Origin of the sequence: Amycolatopsis thailandensis, assembly GCF_002234405.1 — a bacterium.
Classification (GTDB): Bacteria; Actinomycetota; Actinomycetes; order Mycobacteriales; family Pseudonocardiaceae; genus Amycolatopsis; species Amycolatopsis thailandensis.
Window position 1 is genome coordinate 55,238 of record NZ_NMQT01000104.1, and the last position, 20,845, is coordinate 76,082.

Here is a 20,845-nt window from a genome sequence, read left to right on the forward strand (position 1 = left end):
AACCATGCCTGACTACATCGGCGCCGTCGACCAGGGCACCACCAGCACGCGGTTCATGATCTTCGACCACGGCGGCAACGAGATCGCCCGCCACCAGCTGGAGCACGAGCAGATCCTGCCGAAGCCGGGCTGGGTCGAACACGACGCGACCGAGATCTGGGAGCGGACCCGCTCGGTCATCGCCACCGCGCTCAACAAGGCGAAGCTGACCGCCGCGGACCTCGCGTCGCTCGGCATCACCAACCAGCGTGAGACCACCGTCGTGTGGAACCGCCGGACCGGGCGGCCGTACTGCAACGCCATCGTGTGGCAGGACACTCGCACCGATCGGATCGCCTCGGCGCTGGAACGCGCGGGCAAGGGCGACGTCATCCGCCGCAAGGCCGGTCTGCCGCCCGCCACCTACTTCTCCGGCGGCAAGCTGCAATGGATCCTGGAGAACGTCGACGGCGTCCGCGAAGACGCCGAGAAGGGCGACGCGCTCTTCGGCACCACGGATTCCTGGCTGATCTGGAACCTCACCGGCGGCCCCGACGGCGGCGTGCACGTGACGGATCCGACCAACGCGTCGCGCACCATGCTCATGGATCTCGAAACGCTGGAGTGGGACGACGAACTGCTGTCGTTCTTCGGCGTCCCCAAGCAGATGCTGCCGTCGATCCGGCCGTCGTCGAACAACGGCCACTTCGGCGTCACCCGCGCGGACGGCCCGCTCGGCGGCGAGGTCGCCATCACCGGCGTGCTCGGCGACCAGCAGGCGGCGACCGTCGGCCAGGTGTGCTTCCGCCCCGGCGAGGCCAAGAACACCTACGGCACCGGCAACTTCCTGCTGCTCAACACCGGCCACGAGGTCGTCCGCTCGAAGCACGGGCTGCTCACGACGCTGGCCTACCAGTTCGGCGACGAGAAGCCGGTCTACGCGCTGGAAGGTTCCATCGCCGTCACCGGTTCCGCCGTGCAGTGGCTGCGCGACCAGCTCGGCATCATCAGCGGGGCCTCCCAGAGCGAAAGCCTCGCCCGCCAGGTCGAGGACAACGGCGGCGTCTACTTCGTCCCCGCGTTCTCCGGGCTTTTCGCGCCGTACTGGCGTTCGGACGCGCGCGGCGCGATCGTCGGCCTCACCCGCGCCACCACCAACGCGCATCTGGCGCGGGCGACGCTCGAAGCGATCTGCTACCAGACCCGCGACGTCGTCGAGGCCATGCAGAACGACTCGGGCGTCACGCTCGACGTGTTGCGGGTGGACGGTGGCGTGACCGCGAACGAACTCTGCATGCAGCTGCAGGCCGACATCCTCGGCGTACCGGTGTCGAAGCCGGTCGTCGCCGAGACCACCGCGCTCGGCGCCGCCTACGCGGCGGGCCTGGCCGTCGGGTTCTGGAAGTCCACCGACGAGCTGGAACAGAACTGGAACGAGGACAAGCGCTGGGAGCCGTCCTGGACGGACGAACAGCGCGCCGTGGGCTACGCGGGCTGGCAGAAGGCCGTCGGCCGCACGCTCGACTGGGTCGAGGTCGAGTGAGCCCGATGAACAGGAGGAACACAGTGACACCCGTACCGCTTTCCCCGGTCTACCGTGCCGAGACCCTGCGCAAGCTCGCCCGCGAAGAGATCGACGTGCTGGTCGTCGGCGGGGGAGTGACCGGTGCCGGCGTCGCGCTCGACGCGGCGTCGCGCGGGCTCTCCGTCGCGCTCGTCGAGGCCCGCGATTTCGCCGCCGGGACGTCCAGCCGGTCGTCGAAGCTGATCCACGGCGGCCTGCGTTACCTGGAGAACCTGGACTTCAAGCTGGTGCGCGAGGCGCTGAAGGAACGCGGCCTGCTGCTGCAGACCCTCGCGCCGCATCTGGTGCGGCCGGTGAAGTTCCTGGTGCCGCTCAAGCACCGGGTCTGGGAGCGCGGGTACATCGGCGCGGGTGTCACGCTTTACGACACCCTCGGCGGGGCTCGCGCGCTGCCCCGGCACCGGCATCTGTCCAAGCGCGGCGCGGGCAAGGTCGCCCCCGGCCTCGCCGACGACGCCCTGATCGGCGCCATCCAGTACTACGACGCCCAAGTCGACGACGCCCGCCACACGATGACCATCGCGAGGACCGCGGCCGAGCAAGGCGCCTCGGTCCTGACCCGAGCCCGGGTGACGTCCCTGATCCGGGACGGCGAACGCGTCGTCGGCGCCAAGGTCGTCGACCGCGAGAGCGGAGCGGAGATCGAGGTCCGGGCGAAGACAGTCGTCGCGGCCACCGGCGTGTGGAGCGACGACATGGCGGAAGCGGCGGGCATCCCCGCGCCGTTCACCGTGCGCGCGTCGAAGGGCATCCACCTGGTGGTGCCGCGCGAGAAGATCGACCTGGACACCGGGCTGATCCTGCGTACCGAGAAGAGCGTCCTGTTCGTCATCCCGTGGGGACGGCACTGGATCGTCGGCACCACCGACACCGAATGGGACCTCGACCGCGAGCACCCGGCGGCCAGCCAGGCGGACGTCGACTACGTGCTCGGGCACCTCAACGCGGTCCTGCGCACGCCGATCACCGCCGATGACATCGAGGGCGTGTACGCCGGGCTTCGGCCGCTGCTGGCCGCGAAGGCGACGGCGACGACGAAGCTTTCGCGGGAGCACGCCGTGGCGCATCCGGTGCCGGGCCTGGTGATCGTGGCCGGCGGCAAGTACACGACGTACCGCGTGATGGCCGCCGACGCGGTCGACGTCGCGGTGGAGGATCTCGGCCGTCCGGCGCCGTCGTCGTGGACCGAGCGGCTCCCGATCGTCGGCGCGACGGGCTACCACGAACTGTGGGGCTCGCGGCACGCGCTCGTCCAGCGCACAGGGCTGCCGATTCGCCGGATCGAGCACCTGCTCCAGCGCTACGGCACCGCGATCGACGACATCCTGGAGTCCATTTCGGAGCGTCCCGAACTGGGTGAGTCGATCCCGGGAACGGCGGAGTACCTCAAGGCGGAGGTCGTCTACGCCGTCTCGCACGAAGGCGCGCTGCACCTGGAGGACGTCCTGACGCGCCGCACCCGGATCTCCATCGAGGAGCGGGACCGCGGGGTGACGGCCGCGCCGGTGGTGGCCGGGCTGATGGCGCCGCTGCTGGGCTGGGACTCGCACAAGCAGGAGCGCGAGGTCGCCAACTATCTGGCGCGGGTCGAGGCGGAGCGTTCCGCCCAGGCCCAGCCGGACGACGAGGCGGCGAACGCCAGCCGTCTGGCCGCCCCCGCTCTGCTGCCCAGCTGACTCACGAGAGCTGACGTGGGCTGAAGGGGCCCTTCGCCGCATGTGACGCGGCGAAGGGCCCGTTCGTCGCGTCACATGCGGGCATGGTTCCCTTCAGCCCTCCGGCTACTTGAGCCAGTCCAGGTAGTGGGTGGCGGCGATGCGGGCGCCGTCCTTGGTGGTGAGGACGTCACCCTTGACGGCGGAGAACATGCCCGCGGTCTCGTCGTTGGTCACCGAACGCGTGTCCCCCTTGGCGGACAAGGTGATCCGGCCCAGTTCGTCCAGCGGGTAGACGTCCGGGCCGCCGACGTCGAGAGTGCCGTTCAGCGGCTTTCCCGCGGAGACCTCGGAAACCGCGGCGGCGACGTCCGCCGCGGCGATCGGCTGGATCGGCGTGCCGGGTAGGCGGACGGTGTTCTCGTCGGCGGTCCAGGACAGCACCGCGTCGACGAACTCCATGAACTGCGTGGCGCGGACGATCGAGTAGGGGATCCCGCTGTTCTTGAGGATGTCTTCCTGCAACGTCTTCGCCCGGTAGTAGTCGAGCTCGGGGACCTGGTCGACGCCGACGATCGACAGGATCACGAAGTGCCCCGTGCCCGCCTTCTTCGCCGCGGCCACGAGGTTGTCCATCGACGTCCGGAAGAACGCGGGGGAGGCGTCGTCGAAGGTCGGCGAGTTCGTGAGGTTCACGACCACGTCGGCGCCGTCGAGCGCGGCGTCCAGGCCCTGGCCGGTGAGGAGGTCGACCCCGGTGGACGGCGAATGCGGTACCGCCTCGTGCCCGGCTTCGTTCAGGTTCCGCACGACCTGCGAACCGATCAGCCCGGTCCCGCCGATGATCGCGAATTTCATGACCCTGTGCCCTTCCTCGACGGGTGCCCGCTAACTCGGACACCTCATGTCCGAGATAATACTCAGACACTTTGTGTCCGAGTCAAGGGGCGAGTTAGAGTCATCCGGGTGAAGATGTCCGGTGGGGTCGAGTGGGCCCTGCACTGCTGTGTCGTGCTGACCTCGGTCGACGAGCCCGCGCCCGCCGCGCGCCTGGCGCAGCTTCACGACGTCTCGCCCAGCTATCTCGCGAAGCAGCTTCAGGCCCTCTCGCGGGCCGACCTCATCCGATCGGTGCAGGGGAAGGCCGGCGGCTACGTTCTCACCCGGCCGGCTTCGGAGATCACGGTGCTCGACGTCGTCGAGGCCATCGACGGGCCCGGCCCGGCCTTCATCTGCACCGAGATCCGGCAGCGCGGCCCGATGGCGACGCCGCCCGAGGCGTGCACCGCGCCGTGTGCGATCAGCCGCGCGATGGCGAACGCCGAAGTCCAATGGCGGGCGGCGTTGCGCGCCGTCTCCATCGCGGATCTGGCCGACGGCGTCCGGGGTGACTACGGTCCGGGCGCCCTGGCGGGGATCGGCGCCTGGTTCAAGGACTCGTGAGCGATTCGGGTCGTTCTTTCGAGGGCTAAGTCAAGGTGGCGTGGGCTCGGCGACCTTGGGAACAGGGACCGGAGAAGGCGACCCGGCGGAAGGCGATGGCCTACGCCAGGCCGTGAAGGCCTCCTTCTCTACTTTCAAGGTCAGGGTCTCGGCAAAGTCGCGTAAGCGGGTGTCGTGAGTGGCGTTTCGTGTTCTGGCGGACTCGTATTGTCTACCCACTGGTGTGATTGGCGGTCGAGTGATGCCGGTGCTGGGGCCGGTGTGGTCGACGGGGAAGGATTCCGGCCGTTGAGCGTCCGGAATCTTCCCCCGTCACCTCGTCCCTGGCGACGATGTAGGAATTGGGACGTTCAACGTCCCAATTCCTACATCGTCGCGCCCTGTCAGCCGCGGAACCGCCACTCACGACCACCTGGGCCGATCTGCGCGTGAGTGGGGTGTCGGGATCGCGCCGGTCCGGCGGCCGTGGGCATTCAGGGACTCAGGGCGCCGCGTCGCGAAAGCCACTTTCGCAACCTTCAACGTTGCGAAAGTGGCTTTCACAACCTCCTTGACCAGCGCAGAGGCGACTTTGCCGCGACCCTGACCTTCAGGGGAGGCAAGGAGGCTTTCACGGACTTCGCCCTCCGGGCCAAAGCACCCCACAAGGCCTAGAACCGGTCCACGTGTTCGCCGACCCACTGCGCGAACGTCCGCGCCGGACGGCCGAGCACCTTCTCGACCGTGCGGTCCACGGTCCTCGCCTCCGTCGGCGGGTCGCTGTGCCAGCCGATCACGTACTCGGCGTCCGCCGTCGACACGCCGTCGGCCAGCAGCCGGTCGACAGCCTGCTGCCGCGTGATCTGTTCCAGGCCGATGTCGCGGCCCAGGGCGGCGCCGAGGATCGCGATCCGGTCGCGCGTGGTCAGTGATTCCGGTCCGGTGAGGTTGTAGACCTTGCCCGAGTGTCCGTCCTCCGTGAGCGCCGTGGCGGCGACCGCGCCGATATCGGCCTCGTGCACCACGGCGCTGGGGAGGTCGAAGGGTTCGCGGACCACGTTGCCGCCGCGGACGGAATCGGCCCAGGTGAGAGCGTTGGACATGAACTCCTGGGGCTCCAGTCGCGTCCATTCCACCCCGGACTCGGCCATGGCCTGTTCCGTCGGCCCGACGTAGCCGCCCCACACGATGGTCATCCGCCGCACGCCCGCGTCCACGGCGCGCTTGACCAGGTCCGCGCCGACGTCGGCGAGCCCCGCGGTCACGGTGATGTGCAGCCGGGTGACACCGTCGAAACTCAGTGTCTCCGGTTCGGTGTGCGTGCCTCGCACCACCTCGACACCCGCCGGAAGCCGGGCTTCGGCCGGGTTCCGGCTGAGTGCCCGGACGCGTTCCCCTCGGCGGACGAGTTCGGCCACCACGTGGCGGCCGGTGTTCCCGGTGGCCCCGGTTACCAAGACGGTCATGGGTGATTCCCTTCGTTTTCCGCGAAGGTAAAAGCTCAAGTAATGTGGAGGTCAAGTGAGCCGGTCAGGAATCGAGAAGCGCCGGTGTCCGCGGAATCCCTAGCGTCTTCGCCACAGGCAAACCGACTCCAGGAGGTTCTCGTGAGCAAGCGGATCCGCACCTTCCACCGGTGGACGTCCCTCGTCTTCGTCGCCACCGTCATCGTCTGCTTCGTCGTCGTGGCGCTGGGCAGCTCGGCCCAGTGGGTGCTCTACACACCCCTGCCGCCGCTCTTTCTGCTGATGTTCAGCGGGCTCTACCTGTTCGCGCTGCCGTACACCGCCAAGCGGCGCAATCGGCGGCGCGTGGCCGGGTGACTTGTCGAGTCTTAGTTTATGGCAAAAATTAACAGGCCCCGTACCGGCCGGAAACTCTTGACGGCGTCGTCGGGTCCGGTGAGGATCGGCCGGTCCCCGCCTCCCGCAGAATGGACCAGACCATGGCAAGACGTCCTCGCGCGCGCCGAAGTCCGCTCGTCGCCCTGATGAGTCTCACCCTGCTCGGCGGGGCCCTGGTGGCCACGCCCGCCGCCGTCGCCGCCGAGCAGCCCGTGATCGGGAAGCCAGCGCTCGACCGGGACGGATGTGCCCGGATCGAGAAGAGCCTGCCGACCCTCGCCGACTGGCCGAAGGTCGAGAGCCGGTTCAAGGGCAAGGCCGGTGACGAGCAGCGGATCGCCGAGATCCTCAAGGGGATGACCCTGGAGGAGAAGGTCGGGCAGATGACGCAGCCCGAGATCGCCGCGATCACCCCCGACGAGGTCCGCCAGTACTCCATCGGCTCGGTGCTCAACGGTGGCGGCTCGTGGCCGGGCCAGAACAAGCACGCGTCCCAGCAGGACTGGCTGAAGCTCGCCGACTCCTACTGGGACGCTTCGAAGACCAGCCGGACGAAGATCCCGGTGATCTGGGGCATCGACGCCGTGCACGGCAACAACAATGTGTACGGAGCCACCGTCTTCCCGCACAACATCGGTCTCGGCGCGGCGCACGACCCGTGCCTGGTGCGCGACGTCTCCGCGGCGACGGCCCGGCAGATCCGCGCCACCGGCCAGGACTGGGCGTTCGCGCCGACGCTGGCCGTCGTCCAGGACGACCGCTGGGGCCGCACCTACGAAGGGTTCTCCGAGGACCCACGGATCACCCGGGCCTACGGCTACGAGGCGATCAACGGCCTCCAGGACGGCTCGACCAAACGCATCGGCTACAACGGGGTGATCGGTACCGCCAAGCACTTCATCGGTGACGGCGGCACGCTCAAGGGACAGGACCAGGGCGTCAACCCGGCGTCCGAGGCCGAGATGATCAACCTCCACGGACAGGGCTACTACGGCGCGCTCGCGGCGGGCTCCCAGACCGTGATGGTGTCGTTCAACAGCTGGACCAACGCGGAACTCGGCATCAACGAGGGCAAGCTGCACGGCAGCGACAAGGCGCTGAACCAGATCCTCAAGGGCAAGATGGGCTTCGACGGCCTCGTCGTGTCCGACTGGAACGGCATCGGCCAGGTCCCGGGCTGCACGAACTCCTCGTGCCCGCAGGCGATCAACGCCGGTATCGACATCGTGATGGTGCCGAACGACTGGAAGGCGTTCATCACCAGCACCGTCGCGCAGGTCAACGGCGGCCAGATCCCGATTTCACGGATCGACGACGCGGTGACCCGCATCCTGCGCGTGAAGCTGCGCTCCGGGCTGTACGAGTCGCAGAAGCCGTCGGACCGTTCCTACGCGAACTCCGACGAGGCGCTGAAGGAGACCTGGCTGGCGCGCGACGCCGTTCGCTCGTCGCAGACGTTGCTGAAGAACAACGGGAACGTGCTGCCGCTGAAGCCGAAGTCGAAGGTCCTGGTGGTCGGCAAGAGCGCGGACAGCATCCAGAATCAGACCGGCGGCTGGACGCTGAGCTGGCAGGGGACCGGCAACACCAACGCCGACTTCCCGAACGCCACGTCGATCCTTTCCGGGCTCAAGCAGCAGCTCGGCGACGTCAATGTCACCTTCGACGAGAAGGGCGACACCGACCCGAAGGGCTACGACGCCGTCATCGCCGTCATCGGTGAGACCCCGTACGCGGAAGGCGTCGGCGACTTGACCCGCAAGACGCTGGAGGCCTCGAAGCTCTACCCCGAAGACCTGACCGTGCTGGACAAGGTGCGCGGCAAGGGGGCTCCGGTCGTCACCGTCTACGTCGGCGGCCGCCCGTTGTACATGAACAAGGAGATCAACCGCTCCGACGCGTTCGTGGCGGCGTGGCTGCCCGGTACCGAAGGCGGCGGCGTCGCGGACGTCCTCGTCAAGGGCGGTTTCAAGGGCACCCTGTCGTACTCGTGGCCGAAGAGCGCGTGCCAGACGCCGCTGAATCCGGGCTCGGCGGACTACGACCCGCTGTTCAAACTCGGCTACGGCCTCAAGACCGGCCAGCGTGTCACCATCGGACAGCTGGACGAAACCGTCGGCCCGGTGGCCTGTGGCTCGACCGGTGGCGGCGGCACCGCGACCGAGGACCTCGAGGTGTTCAACCGCACCGATGTCGCGCCGTACAAGGGTTTCATCGGTTCCGCGCAGAACTGGGGCGGCACCGAGATCGGCCCCGACGGCACCGCCTCGCACGCCGAGATCAACGTCGTGCAGTCCGACGTCAACGTGCAGCAGGACGGGCTCAAGTCGACCTGGACCGGCACCGGCCCGGCCCAGCTCTACTTCCAGAACCCGGCCGGCACCAACGATCTGCGCGGGTACCTGAACGCCGACGCGGCACTGGAGTTCGACACGATCGTGCACGAGGCGCCTGCCAACCGGACGGTGATCAGCATGCACTGCGTCTACCCGTGCTTCTCGGAGGTGAACGCGACCAAGCTGTTCACCGATCTGGCGGGCGCGCCGAAGTCGACGGTGAAGATCCCGGTGTCGTGCTTCGCGAACGGGCTGGATCTGGAGAACGTCAACACGCCGTTCCTGGTGTACACCGACGGCAAGTTCTCCGCTTCGTTCGCGAACGTGCGGTGGGTGCCCAAGGGGGCGCAGGATCCCGATGCGAGGCCTTGCTCCAGTTTGAACTGAGCGGGTAGTCGCGCCAGTTTGTCATGAGGGGTCCCCATAGGACGAAAAGTGTCCTATGGGGACCCCTCATGACGTTCCGCGTCAGGAGGGCCGGTTCATGTCCGGGATCTCGATGTTCACCGGCCTGCCCTCCGAGAGCCACAGCCGGATGTACCGCCGGATCGCCTCGTCCAGCACCCAGGCGGCCTGCGGCACCAGCGGCAGCGGGATGAGCTTCTCGTGGAACGCCACCAGCGCGGGGAAAGCCGTGCCGACCAACGGATCCCAGATCGGTTCGCGCGGGATCCCGTTCCACCCGGAGAACCGGTCGCCGATGATGTAGCGCGCCAGCGCGTTGACCATCGGCCGGTCGACACGGCCGGGACTGGTCTGCTCGGCGAGCATGTCGAGGAGGACGTCGGTGAGCTCGACGCCCTCGCGGGTCGGGCCCATCGCCGGGTCCAGCACCTGCTTGGACTGCGCGTAGGCCGCGTCCCAGGTGGACGGCAGGTACTCGTCGCGGATCCCGAGCATGTGCCCGGTCACTTGCCAGCTGTGCAGGTACGCGGCGGAATGCGCGAAGGACACCCGGACACGCCAGTCGGTCAGTTTGCGCATCGTGTACGTCGGCAGGGTGTGCCAGGTGACCAGCATGTCGTTCTGGCTGATCGGGATGCCCTCTTGCCAGTGTGGCGACTGCGGCAGCAGATGCCGGACGGCGGCGTGCACCAGACGGGTCTTCACCGCGGAGACGATCATCTGGCCGTCGGGCCGGTAGGCGTTGAGCGAACCGACGTCGTAGCCGAGCTTGGCGGTCTTCGCGACGCGGTCCTTCATGTCCGCGCCGCCCTTGGAGTAGTAAACCGCCCTCGCCTCGTTGGGGATGGCGGTGCTCAGCATCCCGCCGCCGAGCCCGTTCAGCAGGTTGACGAACCGCCCGCTGACCTTCATGAAATCCGCCGCCGCGTCCAATTTGGACTGATCGGCCCATGAAGGGAGCTGCCGCGCGTGCTCGACGAAATCCCGCAGGTCCGGCGGGAGCCCGGAGGGGGTCGGCTGGTCGTTCCTGGTCCACGTTCGCAGCGCCTGGTTGACCGCCGCGACCTGCCCCCGGTCGAAAACCGCGGCGAGCACCGGATCGGCTTCGGCATCCCACACCCATTTCGGATCGGTGCCCGCCCCCGTCCCGGCCACCGAACCGCTCGGACTCCACGCCCAGGCGGGCTGGGCCATCCCCATGGCTCCCAAGAGGGTCGCTCCGCCACTGACGATCAGCATCTTGCGTCGATTGAGTTCGGTCATGCGCCAGTACTCCTCCTTGAGTCCCGGACCTGCAGGTTGATACTGTGATACAAGTAGTGCAACCGCGTATCAAGGAGAGCACAATCATCGCGAAGGCGCCAGACCCGGATTCTTTGCTGGAGCGCGCGCTCGCCGACGCGCTCGAACGCGCCGACGAGAGCGACGAGACCGCGCTCCGGCTGCTCGACGCCGCCTACGAACAGTTCTGCCGGATGGGGATCCGCCGCTCGACGATGGAGGACGTCGCGCGCCGCGCGGGCGTCTCCCGGATCACCGCGTACCGCCGGTTCGCCACCAAGGACGCCCTGGTCGAACAGGTCGTGCGCCGCGAGTTCCGCCGCTACTTCGACCAGTTCCTGCTCGACATCCAGCAGGCCGAAACCGCCGCGGACCGGGTCGTGCTGGGCTTCGCGAGCGCGTTGGGGGCGATCCGGCGCAACCCGCTGATCGGCGGGCTGATGGCCGTCGAGCCCGACGTGCTCGTCCCGTCGATGGTCAGCGACGGCGGCGGCACGCTGGCGGCCGTCCAGCGGTTCGTCGCGGGCCAGCTCCGCCGCGAGCAGCAGGCCGGCAACGTCTCGGAGGACGTCGACGTCGAACTCGTCGCGGAGCTGATGACCCGGGTCTCCGCCTCGTTCCTCGTCACGCCCAGCCGGGTCGTCGACCTCGACGACGACGAGCAGGTCCGCGAGGTGGCTAGGCGGTTCCTGGTGCCGATGCTGCGGCCGAGACCAGGCCGCTGAGGGACCGCCGGGCCGATCCGCCGGAAGGACTGCTCCTCCTGCTCCCGTTCGGCTTCGCCCGTGCACACCTTGGTGAAGCCGGCGGTCCTCAGCAGCAGGGAGCCGAAGACGAGGCTGTTCAGCGCGTCCAGCACTGGGCGGATCCTGTCATCGTCGAGACCGGCCTCGTAATGTTGCGAAAGCCACATTCAGAACACTCGAAACTCTCGATCCACACGAGCCGAACCGGCACTTTCGCGTGACTGAGCGGACGACACGTGTGATCAGACGGACGACACGCGGCCACCGCCGAGTCCAGCCGCGTGTCGTCCCACCGGTCACGCGAAACCGCTCGGCAGGTCAGATGCTCGCCGGCGGCGACCAGGTCAGCCGGGGATCCGTCTGCACGAAACTCCCCAGGAGGTGATCGATCCGCGTCAGCGCGTCGAGGTCCAGCACCACTCCGGACGCCTTCGCGTTCTCGGTCACCTGGGCGGCATTGCTCGCCCCTGTCACCACCGACGCGACGGTGTTGTGCTGCAACGTCCACGCGAGCGCCAGCTGCGCCATGGTCAGCCCGGCCTCGTCGGCGACGCCGCGCAGCATGGCGACGCGGTCGAGGAGGTCCGGCAGGAGCAGCGGCCGGGCGTCGCCCGCCTTCGAGGCCCGCGAGTCCGGCGGGATCTCGCCCGGCCGGTACTTGCCGGTCAGCACCCCCTGCGCGAGCGGGACCGAAGCGAACTGGCCGATCCCCGCGCGTTCGCACACCGGCATCACCTGGGCCTCGGCGACCCGCCACAGCATCGAGTAGTGCGGCTGGTTCGCCACGAGCGGGACGCCGTACCGCTCGGCCAGCGGCCGGGCCTCCAGCAACTGCTCCGCGGTCCATTCCGCGGTGCCCGCGTAGAGGATCTTCCCCTGCCGCACCAGATCCGAAAGCGCGAGGAACGTCTCCTCCAGCGGGGTGCGGTAGTCGAACCGCAACAGTTGATAGACGTCGATGTGGTCGGTGCGCAGGCGCCGCAGCGATCCGTGCAGTGACGTGGTCAGGTGCTTGCGGCTGAGGCCCGCGTCGTTGACACCGGGGCCTTCGGGCCAGAAGACGCCGGTGCACAGGACGAGATCGTCGCGGCGCGCGTGGCCCAGTGCCGCGGCGAGGTTCTCTTCGGCCGCGCCGCCGTCCCAGGCGGCGGCGGTGTGGAAGGTCGTGATGCCCGCGTCCAGCGCGGCTTGGACGCATTCCGCGCCGTCGCGGTGCGTGAGCCAGTTGCCGTAGGAGACCTCGCTGACGGACAACCCGCTAGCGCCGAGCCTGCGGTACTCCATGGTCACCTCTTCCGCGCGCCGGTTTCGAGGATGGTGCGGTCGATCCATTCGTCGAGACCGGCCGCCTTGCGGGCGTAGGTCTCCCGTACCGATTCGTGCGGCAGGATCAGGAATTCCTCCGACGCCAGGCCGTGTATGACGGACTCCGCGACGTCCTCCGGTTCCAGCAGCGGCGCCGCGGCGGCGATCGCGAGCGCGGCGGGATGCCCGGCGGCGATCCCCGGCTCCAGCAACGCGGTCCGCACGCCGAGCGGGCACAGCGCGCTGACCCGCACCCCGCGCGGCCGGTAGGTGATGGCCAGCCATTCGGCGAGCCCGACGGCCGCGTGTTTGGTCACTGAGTACGGCGCGTCGCCCGGGGTGCCCAGCAGACCCGCTCCCGAGGCCGTGATCAGCAGATATCCGTGACCCCGGCTCAACATCGCCGGCAGCGCGACCTGCGCCGCGTGCACGTGCTGCATGACGTTGATCGCCCACGACCGCGACCACTGTTCGTCGGCGGCGTGCACGCCCGTGCCGAACGCGGCGCCGGCGTTGGAGCAGAACAGGTCCACCGGCCCGAACTCCGTGCGGGCCTCGGCCACCAGCATCTTCAAGTCCTCTTTGGACGACGCGTCGGCGTGGCGCGCGACCGCGGCACCACCCGAGGCCGTGATCTCGGCGACGACCTTCTCCGCGGTCTCGAGGTCGAGGTCGGAGACCACCACTCCGGCGGCGCCCTCGGCGGCGAACCGCCGGGCCATGGCGGCGCCGATACCGTGTGCCGCGCCGGTCAGCACGACGACTCGTCCTGTCACTTCCACATGCGCTCCATGGTTATTTCGTCTGCTTTCGATGACAATTCTTCTGTTTTGTCACGCCGGTGAGCGACGTCTTGTCGAAATATGCGATACGGATGATAAAAGTGCAGGTCAGCGGCCTGTTCTGAGCGTGTCGACATATTTGTTTCCGACGCCGGACTTTAGCATGCGTTCCCTTGTTTTCCGAGTTTTGTCGCGAGAGTATTGCGCTCTCTGCGGCAAGTAGGTTATTTCTTGGGAATCCCGCTGAAGATCGCCGAACCTGGCGAGGTTCGACCAGCCCAGCCGAACAGGAGGTCCGCCGGTGAGTCATGCGACGGCGCGCACGCGGGTACTCGGCGTCAACCCGCTCGGACGTCCGGATCCGGGGCTGGCGGCCGCCGTCGCCAGGGGCGGCGGTCTCGGTATCGTGGAACTAGGGTCCACAATGGACGATAGGTTCCCGTTCGGGGTCCGGATCCCGGCGGGCCGCCACGTGCGGGACGAAGAAGTGCGGGAGAGCGGCGCGGGGCTCGTCCTGCTGGCCGAAGGGGCAGTTCGGCAGGGCAAGGGCGACCTCCCCGTGCTGGCCGAGGTGACCGGCGTCGAGCAGGCCGTCCGGATGCTCGGCGCCGGCGCCTCAGGTCTGGTGGCGAAGGGAGCCGAGGCGGGCGGCTCGGACCTCACCACGTTCGTCCTGCTCCAGCGCCTGCTGGAGCGGTTCGGCGAGGACGTCCCGGTGTGGGCGTACGGGGGCATCGGGCCGCGGACCGCGGTGGCGGCGCTCGCCGGGGGCGCGGCGGGTGTGGTCCTCGACGGACTCGGCCTGCTTCCCGAGGCCGACGTGCCCGAGGCAGCCCGAAAAGAACTGCTCAGGGCCGACGACGGGCTCGCGGCGTTGTTCGCGAATCGCTTCGAGGACGCGGAAAGCGCTGTCCGATCCGTCGTGCGTTCCCTCGCGACGCCGCCGCAGGCGAGCCCCTCTGGCCAAGGCGTACGGCTGTGCCGCACGCTGGGGACCCGCCTGCCGGTCGTGCAGGGGCCGATGACGCGGGTGAGCGACCAGCCCGGCTTCGCCGCCGCCGTCGCCGAGCACGACGGGTTCCCGTTCGTCGCGGTGGCCACCGCGAACGGCGCCAAGACCGCCGAACTGCTCGGCCGCACCGCCGAAGCGCTCGGAGACAGGCCTTGGGGCGCGGGCATCCTCGGGTTCGTCCCGGAGGAACTGCGCGCCGAGCAGCTCGCGGCCGTCCGGGCGGCGCGCCCCCGTTGTGTGCTCATCGCGGGCGGCAAACCCGCGCAGGCCAAGGCGCTGGAGGCCGACGGGATCGCGACCTTCCTCCATGTGCCGTCACCGATCCTCCTGCGGCAGTTCCTCGAAGCCGGCGTCCGCCGGTTCGTCTTCGAGGGCGCAGAATGCGGCGGGCACATCGGCCCGCGATCGAGTTTCGTGCTGTGGGAGCAGCAGCTGGACGTCCTGCGCGAGCACGGCGCCGAGGACGTCGAGGTGCTGTTCGCGGGCGGGATCCACGACGCCAGGTCCGCCGCGATGGTCTCGGCGATGGCGGAGCCGCTCACCGGCATCGGCGTCCTCATGGGCACCGCGTACCTGTTCACCGAGGAAGCCGTCACCCACGGCGCCATCACCGGGGCCTTCCAGGACCGGGTGCTCGGCGCCGGGTCCACGGTCACCCTGGAGACCGCGCCCGGGCACCTCACCCGGTGCCTGCCCAGCCCGTACACCGACGAGTTCGCCGCGCTGAAGGCCGGCCTCCGCGCGGACGGGGTCCCGCCGCAGGAGAGCTGGCAACGGCTGGAGGAGCTGAACACCGGACGGCTGCGGATAGCGAGCAAGGGCATCCGGCGCGAAGGCGACGCTCTCGTCGAGGTCGACACCCTCGGCCAGCTCGCCGAGGGGATGTACATGGCCGGCCAGGTGACGGTCTTGCGCGAGCGGCGTACCGACATCGCCACGCTGCACCGGGAGGTCACCGACGGCGCGGCGGACCTGCTCGCCGCCCGTGTCCCGGCTGAGGAGTCCGTTGTGGACAGTGACGTCGCGATCGTCGGTATGGCCTGCGTCTTCCCGGGCGCGGCCGATCTTCCGGCCTTCTGGGCCAATGTCCTGCGCGGCGCGGACGCCGTCACCGAGGTGCCGGATCAGCGCTGGGACAAGGAGGTCTACGCGGACCAGTCGACGTCGAAATGGGGCGGCTTCCTCCCGCCGGTGGACTTCGACCCGCTCGCGTACGGCATCCCGCCGAAGTCGATGGGCAGCATCGACCCGGCCCAGCTCGTGTCGTTGCAGACGGCGCGCCGCGCGCTCGAAGACGCGGGCTACGGCGACGGCGGCTTCGACCGCGAGAGCACCAGCGTCATCTTCGGCGCCGAAGCCGGGGGAGATCTGGCCAACGCCGGTGTCCTGCGCGCGCTGTTGCCCAGCTATCTCGAAGACGTCCCGGACGAGCTGCTCGCGCAACTGCCGGAACTGACCGAAGACTCGTTCCCCGGCACGCTCGCCAACGTCATCTCCGGCCGGATCGCCAACCGGCTCGACCTCGGCGGCACCAACTACACCGTGGACGCCGCGTGCGGCTCCTCGCTGGCGGCGCTGGACCTCGCGGTGAAGGAACTGCGGGCGGGTACGAGCTCGATGGTCCTGTGCGGCGCGGTCGACCTGCACAACGGCGTCAACGACTACCTCATGTTCACCTCCGCGGGCGCCCTGTCGCCGACCGGCCGGTGCCGTCCGTTCGACTCGGGGGCGGACGGGATCGCGCTCGGCGAAGGCGTCGCGTGTCTCGTGCTCAAGCGGCGGGCCGACGCCGAACGCGACGGAGACCGGGTCTACGCCGTGGTCAAGGGCGTCGGCGCGGCCAGCGACGGCAAGGCGCTCGGCCTCACCGCGCCGCGTCCCGAGGGGCAGCGGCGGGCACTGGAACGGGCCTATCGCGAAGCCGGAGTGTCCCCGGCGGACGTCTCGCTGGTCGAGGCGCACGGCACCGGCACGGTCGTCGGCGACGCCACCGAACTGACCACGCTCACCGAGTTCTTCCTCGACGCGGGAGCCGGACCGGGCACCTGCGCGCTCGGTTCGGTGAAGAGCCAGATCGGGCACACGAAATGCGCCGCGGGGCTGGCGGGCCTGATGAAGGCGGCGCTGGCGCTGTGGCACGAGGTCGTGCCGCCCACGCTGCACCTGAACAGGCCGAACCCCGCCTGGGACGCCGAGAGCAGTCCCTTCACCTTCTCCACCGGTGCCCGGCCGATGCCGGTTCCGCGCGGCCGCGAGTTCGCCGGAGTGAGCGCGTTCGGGTTCGGTGGGACCAACTTCCACGCGGTGCTCGCCGCGCCGGGAGTCCCGCCGGGGCGGCGGCACGGACCGCGCGACTGGGACGCCGAACTGGTCCTGCTCCGCGGCCCCGACGTCGAGAGCGCCCGCGCCGCGTTGCGGGACCTGCTGTCGGCGAACGAAGGCCGTCCGTTGCGGGAGATCGCCGCGCTCACCGCCGAGCGGGGCGGTTCCGCGCCGGTGCGGCTCGCGGTCGTCGCGAGCGACGTCGCGGAACTGTGCGAGGCCGCTGAAAATGGCGGTGGGCTCACCGCGGGCGACACCGAAGCGGGCAAGGTCGCGTTCCTGTTCCCCGGCCAGGGCAGCCAGCGGACGGGAATGCTGGCGGAGCTGTTCGTGCACTTCCCGGAGCTGGCCGACGTCCTGCGGCTCGCCCCCGACGTCGCCGCGACCACCTTCCCGCCGCGCGCCTTCACCGAGGAGGCACGCGCGGCGCAGGACGAGGCGCTCAAGGACACGCGGGTCGCGCAGCCCGCGCTCGGGCTCGTCGAATCGGCCTTGTGCGGGTTGCTCGCCGACCTCGGCATCCGGCCGGATCTGCTGGCGGGGCACAGCTACGGCGAGCTGTCCGCGCTGTCGGTCGCCGGCGCGTTCGACACCCCGACCCTGGTCGCGCTCAGCCGGGCAAGGGCCCGCTCGATCGCCGAGGTCGCGGGTGCCGACCCGGGCGCGATGGCCGCGGTGAAGGCGTCCCGTGACGAACTGGCCGCCGCCCTCGACCACCCGGACGTCGTCCTGGCCAACCACAACGCCCCGGGGCAGACCGTCCTTTCCGGACCGACGGCCGCCGTCGAGGAGGCCGTCCGCGCCCTTCGGGGCCAGGGGATCGGGGCCAAGCGGATTCCTGTCGCCTGTGCCTTCCACAGTCCGCTGGTGTCGGGCGCGAGCGACGTGTTCGCCGTCGATCTCGACAACGCCGAGGTCGGCGAGCCCGGCCGACCGGTGTGGTCGAACCGCACCGCCCGGCCGTACGAGGCCGGGGAGGTCCGCGCGGAACTGGCCGCGCAGATCGGTTCGCCGGTGCGTTTCGTCGAGCTGATCGAGGACATGTACGCGGCGGGCGCGCGCACGTTCGTCGAGGTCGGCCCGGGGCAGGTGCTTTCCCGGCTGGTCAAGGACATCCTCGGCGACCGGCCGTACACCGTGATCGCGTGCGACCCCGGCGGCCCAGGCCTGCGCGGACTCCTGACGGCGCTCGCCCGTCTGGCCCTCACCGGCGTCGACGTGCGCACCGAACGGCTTTTCCGCGGACGTGTCCGCGTCGGCCCGCTTCCGAAGCCCGCCTGGACCGTGGACGGCCAGACCGTCCGCGCGCCCGGCGGTGAGGTCCCCGCCCATGGGCTCGTGCCCGCCCGACGAATCCCGAGGACGACCATGAACCAGCCCGCGCCCGGTCGTGACCAGGCCGTCGTCGAATTCCTCCGCACCAGCCGCGAACTGCTGGCGGCGCAACGGGATGTGATGCTGGGCTACCTCGGCACCACGCCGCTCGCCCCGGCCCCGGTGGTGCAGGCCCCGGTGGTCCCGGCGCTGTTGCCGCCGGTCGAGGCACCCGCTGTGCCCGCGCCCGTCGTCGAGCCGGAGCCGGAGGCCGTCGTCACGGACGTCCTGGCCACCGTGATCGGCGCGATCAGCGAACGCACCGGCTATCCCGCCGAGATGATCGACGCCGATCTCGACCTCGAAGCGGATCTCTCCATCGACTCGATCAAACGCACCGAGATCGCGGGCTCGTTGCTGTCGAAGCTCGGCCTCTCGGGGCGGGTGCACGACGACGCCCAGGATCAGCTCAGCCGCGACCGGACGGCGAGCGCTTTGGCCGCCAGACTGAGGAAGTGGATCGAACCGGCGGCCCCGGTCACCGCGGCACCGGCCCCCGCCGCGGCACCGGTGGGGAGCGCGCCCGGTCGCTACCTGATCGGCCGGGTGGCGGCTCCGCTCGGAAAGCCCGACCTCGCCAAGGTGCGGGGCAAGACGGTCGCGGTGAGCTTCGAACCCGGCCAGGAGGACCTGGCCGAGTCGGTCCGCGCGGTGTTCGCCGAGGCGGGTGCCATCCCGGCGGAGCGGGACGACGCCGACATCGTCCTCGTGCTGAACCCGTTGTCCGAGGCCGAAGAACCGGTCGCGGCGCAGGTCTTCGCCCGGCTCAAAAGCGCCAAGGGCGCGGTGGTCGTGGTGGCGAGGCCGGGGGCCTGGCACACCGCCGGGCTGCGCGGTCTCGTCCGCGCCGCGGCCCGGGAGCGGAGCGAGCCGACCAGGCTCGTCGAACTGGAGTCCACGGTGGACCTCGCGCGGATCGTGCTGGAGGAAGTGATAGCCGACGGGCCCGCCGCGGTGCGCTACGACACCGCCGGGCGAGCGGCTTTCGAGCCGTCCGCGGGCTCTCTGGGCTCGGTCGCCTACGCGGGCGCGGGTCCCGGCGGCGGCGAGGTCAAGGCACTCGGTCTCGACCAGGATTCGGTGCTGCTGCTGATCGGCGGCGCCCGCGGGATCACCGCGCGGGCGGCGGTCGCGCTGGCGGCGAGCGGCTGCCGGATCGAACTGGCCGGGCGCACCCCGTGGCCGGCCGAACCCGGCGACGAGGACCTGCCCGGCGACGCGCCGGGGATGCGTTCGGCCCTGGCCGCGCGCGGCGGTTCGCTGGTGGACATCGAACGCCGGGTCCGCACCGTGCTGGCCCAGCGCGAGATCGCCAGGACACTCGATCAGATCGGCGCGGCCGGGGGTACCGCGGCGTACCGGTCGCTCGACGTGCGTGACGGAGCCGCCGTCCGGCAGGTGGTCAAGGATCTGCACACCCGCTACGGCCGGATCGACGGCGTCGTCCACGCGGCCGGGGTGATCGACGACAAACTGATGGCGGACAAGGACGAGAACTCGTTCCGCACGGTCTACGGGACCAAAGTGGACGGTGCGCGGGCGCTGCTCGACGCCCTGGAGCACTTCGGCGTCCGCCCCGGTTTCGTGACCTTCTTCGGCAGCATCGCCGCCGTGCTGGGCAACCGGGGGCAGACCGACTACGCGGCGGCGAACGACGCTTTGGAGACCCTGGGCGAGCAGTGGGCCGACCGCACCGGCTGCCGGGCCCTGACCGTCCACTGGGGACCGTGGGCGCCTTCGGACGACCACGCCGGCATGGTGTCCCCGGAGCTGGCGCGTGAGTACGAACGCCGCGAGGTCGCGCTGATCGATCCGGACGAAGGCACCGCCGCGCTCTTGCGCGAGCTGGCCTACGGTCCGGCCGACGTCCGCTCGGTGCTCTACACGGCGTCGCTGTGGTGAATCAAGCTGTGGTGAACCAGGAGCAGGTAGCCATCGTCGGGATGGGCGTGTTTCTGCCCGGCGCGTCCACTGTGGACGAATACTGGCGGAACATCGTCTCCGGCGCCGACTCGATCACCGAGATCCCGCCGCACCGCTGGGATCCGAGTTTCCACGACGGTGACGGTCGCACCCCCGACCGCACCTATGGGCGGCGCGGAGGCTTCGTCGCCGACAGCCTGGACTTCGACGCGACGGCACTCGGCATCGTCCCCAGCTCCGTCAGCGGGATGGAACCGGACCAGCTGGTCGCGCTGGCCGTTGCCGCTTCCGCGGTCGACGACGCCGGTGGCCTGCGACGGTTGGGCGATCTCGAACGCGTGGGCGTGATCCTCGGCAGGGGCGGCTACCTCTCGCCCGGGCTTCAGCGATTCGACCAGCGTGTCCGGTCGGTCCGCCAGATCACCGGCGCCGTCCGCGAACTCCTCCCGTCGGCGCGGCCGGAAATGCTCGACAGGCTCCGGGAGGCGTTGCTGGAACCGCTCGGCGAGTTCCGGCCCGACACCGCGATCGGGCTGGTGCCGAACCTCGCCGCGTCACGCGTCGCCAACCGCCTGGACCTCGGCGGCCCCGCGTACACGGTGGACGCCGCCTGCGCGTCCTCGCTGCTCGCGGTGGACCAGGCGATCGGCGAGCTGGCCCGTCGCCGCTGCGACGTCGTCCTGGCGGGCGGCGTACACCACTGCCACGACGACACGCTCTGGTCGATGTTCACCCAGCTCGGCGCCCTGTCACCGAGCCAGCGGATCAGCCCGTTCTCCCGGGACGCGGACGGCTTGCTGATCGGCGAGGGCACCGCGATCGTCGTGCTGAAACGGTTCTACGACGCGCGCCGCGACGGCGACCGGGTCTACGC

The 20,845-nt window shown here is 69.9% G+C and carries 13 protein-coding genes; 8 read left to right on the forward strand and 5 right to left on the reverse strand.

Annotated elements, in window-relative coordinates; translation table 11 throughout:
• Positions 1-4: 4 nt before the first annotated feature.
• Positions 5-1,522, forward strand: coding sequence for a glycerol kinase GlpK (gene glpK / locus CFP71_RS29410; protein WP_093937208.1), 1,518 nt, complete (start codon positions 5-7; stop codon positions 1,520-1,522).
• Positions 1,523-1,527: 5 nt separating this feature from the next.
• The gene (gene glpD / locus CFP71_RS29415) at positions 1,528-3,240 is read left to right on the forward strand and encodes a glycerol-3-phosphate dehydrogenase (RefSeq protein WP_093937209.1); all 1,713 of its coding nucleotides are present in this window, start codon (positions 1,528-1,530) and stop codon (positions 3,238-3,240) included.
• 105 nt (positions 3,241-3,345) lie between these two features.
• On the opposite strand, the gene CFP71_RS29420 is transcribed toward glpD, so the two are convergent.
• Positions 3,346-4,077 carry an SDR family oxidoreductase gene (locus CFP71_RS29420; protein WP_093937210.1) on the reverse strand — a complete coding sequence of 244 codons (732 nt, stop codon included), beginning with the start codon at positions 4,075-4,077 and terminating at the stop codon, positions 3,346-3,348.
• Positions 4,078-4,191: 114 nt separating this feature from the next.
• Here CFP71_RS29420 and CFP71_RS29425 point away from each other — a divergent pair, with 114 nt between their 5' ends.
• Positions 4,192-4,662 carry an RrF2 family transcriptional regulator gene (locus tag CFP71_RS29425; protein WP_093937224.1) on the forward strand — a complete coding sequence of 157 codons (471 nt, stop codon included), beginning with the start codon at positions 4,192-4,194 and terminating at the stop codon, positions 4,660-4,662.
• 650 nt (positions 4,663-5,312) lie between these two features.
• Here the strand turns inward: CFP71_RS29425 and CFP71_RS29430 are convergent.
• Positions 5,313-6,107: an NmrA family NAD(P)-binding protein gene (locus CFP71_RS29430; protein WP_093937211.1), complete on the reverse strand. Its 795-nt coding sequence runs from the start codon at positions 6,105-6,107 to the stop codon at positions 5,313-5,315.
• 141 nt (positions 6,108-6,248) lie between these two features.
• Here CFP71_RS29430 and CFP71_RS29435 point away from each other — a divergent pair, with 141 nt between their 5' ends.
• Complete coding sequence (locus CFP71_RS29435) at positions 6,249-6,464, forward strand: hypothetical protein (protein WP_093937212.1); 216 nt, start codon at positions 6,249-6,251, stop codon at positions 6,462-6,464.
• Positions 6,465-6,631: 167 nt separating this feature from the next.
• Entirely contained in the window at positions 6,632-9,208 is a 2,577-nt protein-coding gene (locus CFP71_RS29440; protein ID WP_093937213.1) for a glycoside hydrolase family 3 protein, read from the forward strand.
• Positions 9,209-9,289: 81 nt separating this feature from the next.
• Here CFP71_RS29440 and CFP71_RS29445 read toward each other — a convergent pair whose 3' ends face one another.
• The gene (locus tag CFP71_RS29445; RefSeq protein ID WP_093937214.1) at positions 9,290-10,489 is read right to left on the reverse strand and encodes an oxygenase MpaB family protein; all 1,200 of its coding nucleotides are present in this window, start codon (positions 10,487-10,489) and stop codon (positions 9,290-9,292) included.
• Positions 10,490-10,545: 56 nt separating this feature from the next.
• Between CFP71_RS29445 and CFP71_RS29450 the strand changes: the two genes are divergently transcribed.
• Complete coding sequence (locus CFP71_RS29450) at positions 10,546-11,232, forward strand: TetR/AcrR family transcriptional regulator (protein ID WP_244199878.1); 687 nt, start codon at positions 10,546-10,548, stop codon at positions 11,230-11,232.
• Between the two features lie 339 nt (positions 11,233-11,571).
• On the opposite strand, the gene CFP71_RS29455 is transcribed toward CFP71_RS29450, so the two are convergent.
• Together CFP71_RS29455 and CFP71_RS29460 are read right to left on the reverse strand one after the other, a co-directional pair.
• Positions 11,572-12,537, reverse strand: a complete 966-nt coding sequence (locus CFP71_RS29455) for an aldo/keto reductase (protein ID WP_093937216.1) — start codon at positions 12,535-12,537, stop codon at positions 11,572-11,574.
• Positions 12,538-12,539: 2 nt separating this feature from the next.
• Positions 12,540-13,340: an SDR family oxidoreductase gene (locus CFP71_RS29460; protein ID WP_093937217.1), complete on the reverse strand. Its 801-nt coding sequence runs from the start codon at positions 13,338-13,340 to the stop codon at positions 12,540-12,542.
• Positions 13,341-13,641: 301 nt separating this feature from the next.
• On the opposite strand from CFP71_RS29460, the gene CFP71_RS29465 reads away from it, so the two are divergent.
• Together CFP71_RS29465 and CFP71_RS29470 are read left to right on the forward strand one after the other, a co-directional pair.
• A complete protein-coding gene (locus CFP71_RS29465) occupies positions 13,642-19,950 on the forward strand; it encodes a type I polyketide synthase (RefSeq protein WP_093937218.1) in 6,309 nt (2,102 codons plus the stop codon).
• An 8-nt stretch (positions 19,951-19,958) separates the two neighbouring features.
• Positions 19,959-20,845: beta-ketoacyl [acyl carrier protein] synthase domain-containing protein (locus tag CFP71_RS29470; protein ID WP_143267207.1), on the forward strand; the 887-nt coding region annotated here is incomplete at its 3' end.

What these genes read in the sequence shown, in the direction of transcription:
- glpK (WP_093937208.1), top strand. Translation starts at nt 5, where the DNA reads ATGCCTGACTACATCGGCGCCGTCGACCAGGGCACCACCAGCACGCGG.
- glpD (WP_093937209.1), top strand. Translation starts at nt 1,528, where the DNA reads ATGAACAGGAGGAACACAGTGACACCCGTACCGCTTTCCCCGGTCTAC.
- CFP71_RS29420 (WP_093937210.1), bottom strand. Translation starts at nt 4,077, where the DNA reads ATGAAATTCGCGATCATCGGCGGGACCGGGCTGATCGGTTCGCAGGTC.
- CFP71_RS29425 (WP_093937224.1), top strand. Translation starts at nt 4,192, where the DNA reads ATGTCCGGTGGGGTCGAGTGGGCCCTGCACTGCTGTGTCGTGCTGACC.
- CFP71_RS29430 (WP_093937211.1), bottom strand. Translation starts at nt 6,107, where the DNA reads ATGACCGTCTTGGTAACCGGGGCCACCGGGAACACCGGCCGCCACGTG.
- CFP71_RS29440 (WP_093937213.1), top strand. Translation starts at nt 6,632, where the DNA reads ATGAGTCTCACCCTGCTCGGCGGGGCCCTGGTGGCCACGCCCGCCGCC.
- CFP71_RS29445 (WP_093937214.1), bottom strand. Translation starts at nt 10,489, where the DNA reads ATGACCGAACTCAATCGACGCAAGATGCTGATCGTCAGTGGCGGAGCG.
- CFP71_RS29455 (WP_093937216.1), bottom strand. Translation starts at nt 12,537, where the DNA reads ATGGAGTACCGCAGGCTCGGCGCTAGCGGGTTGTCCGTCAGCGAGGTC.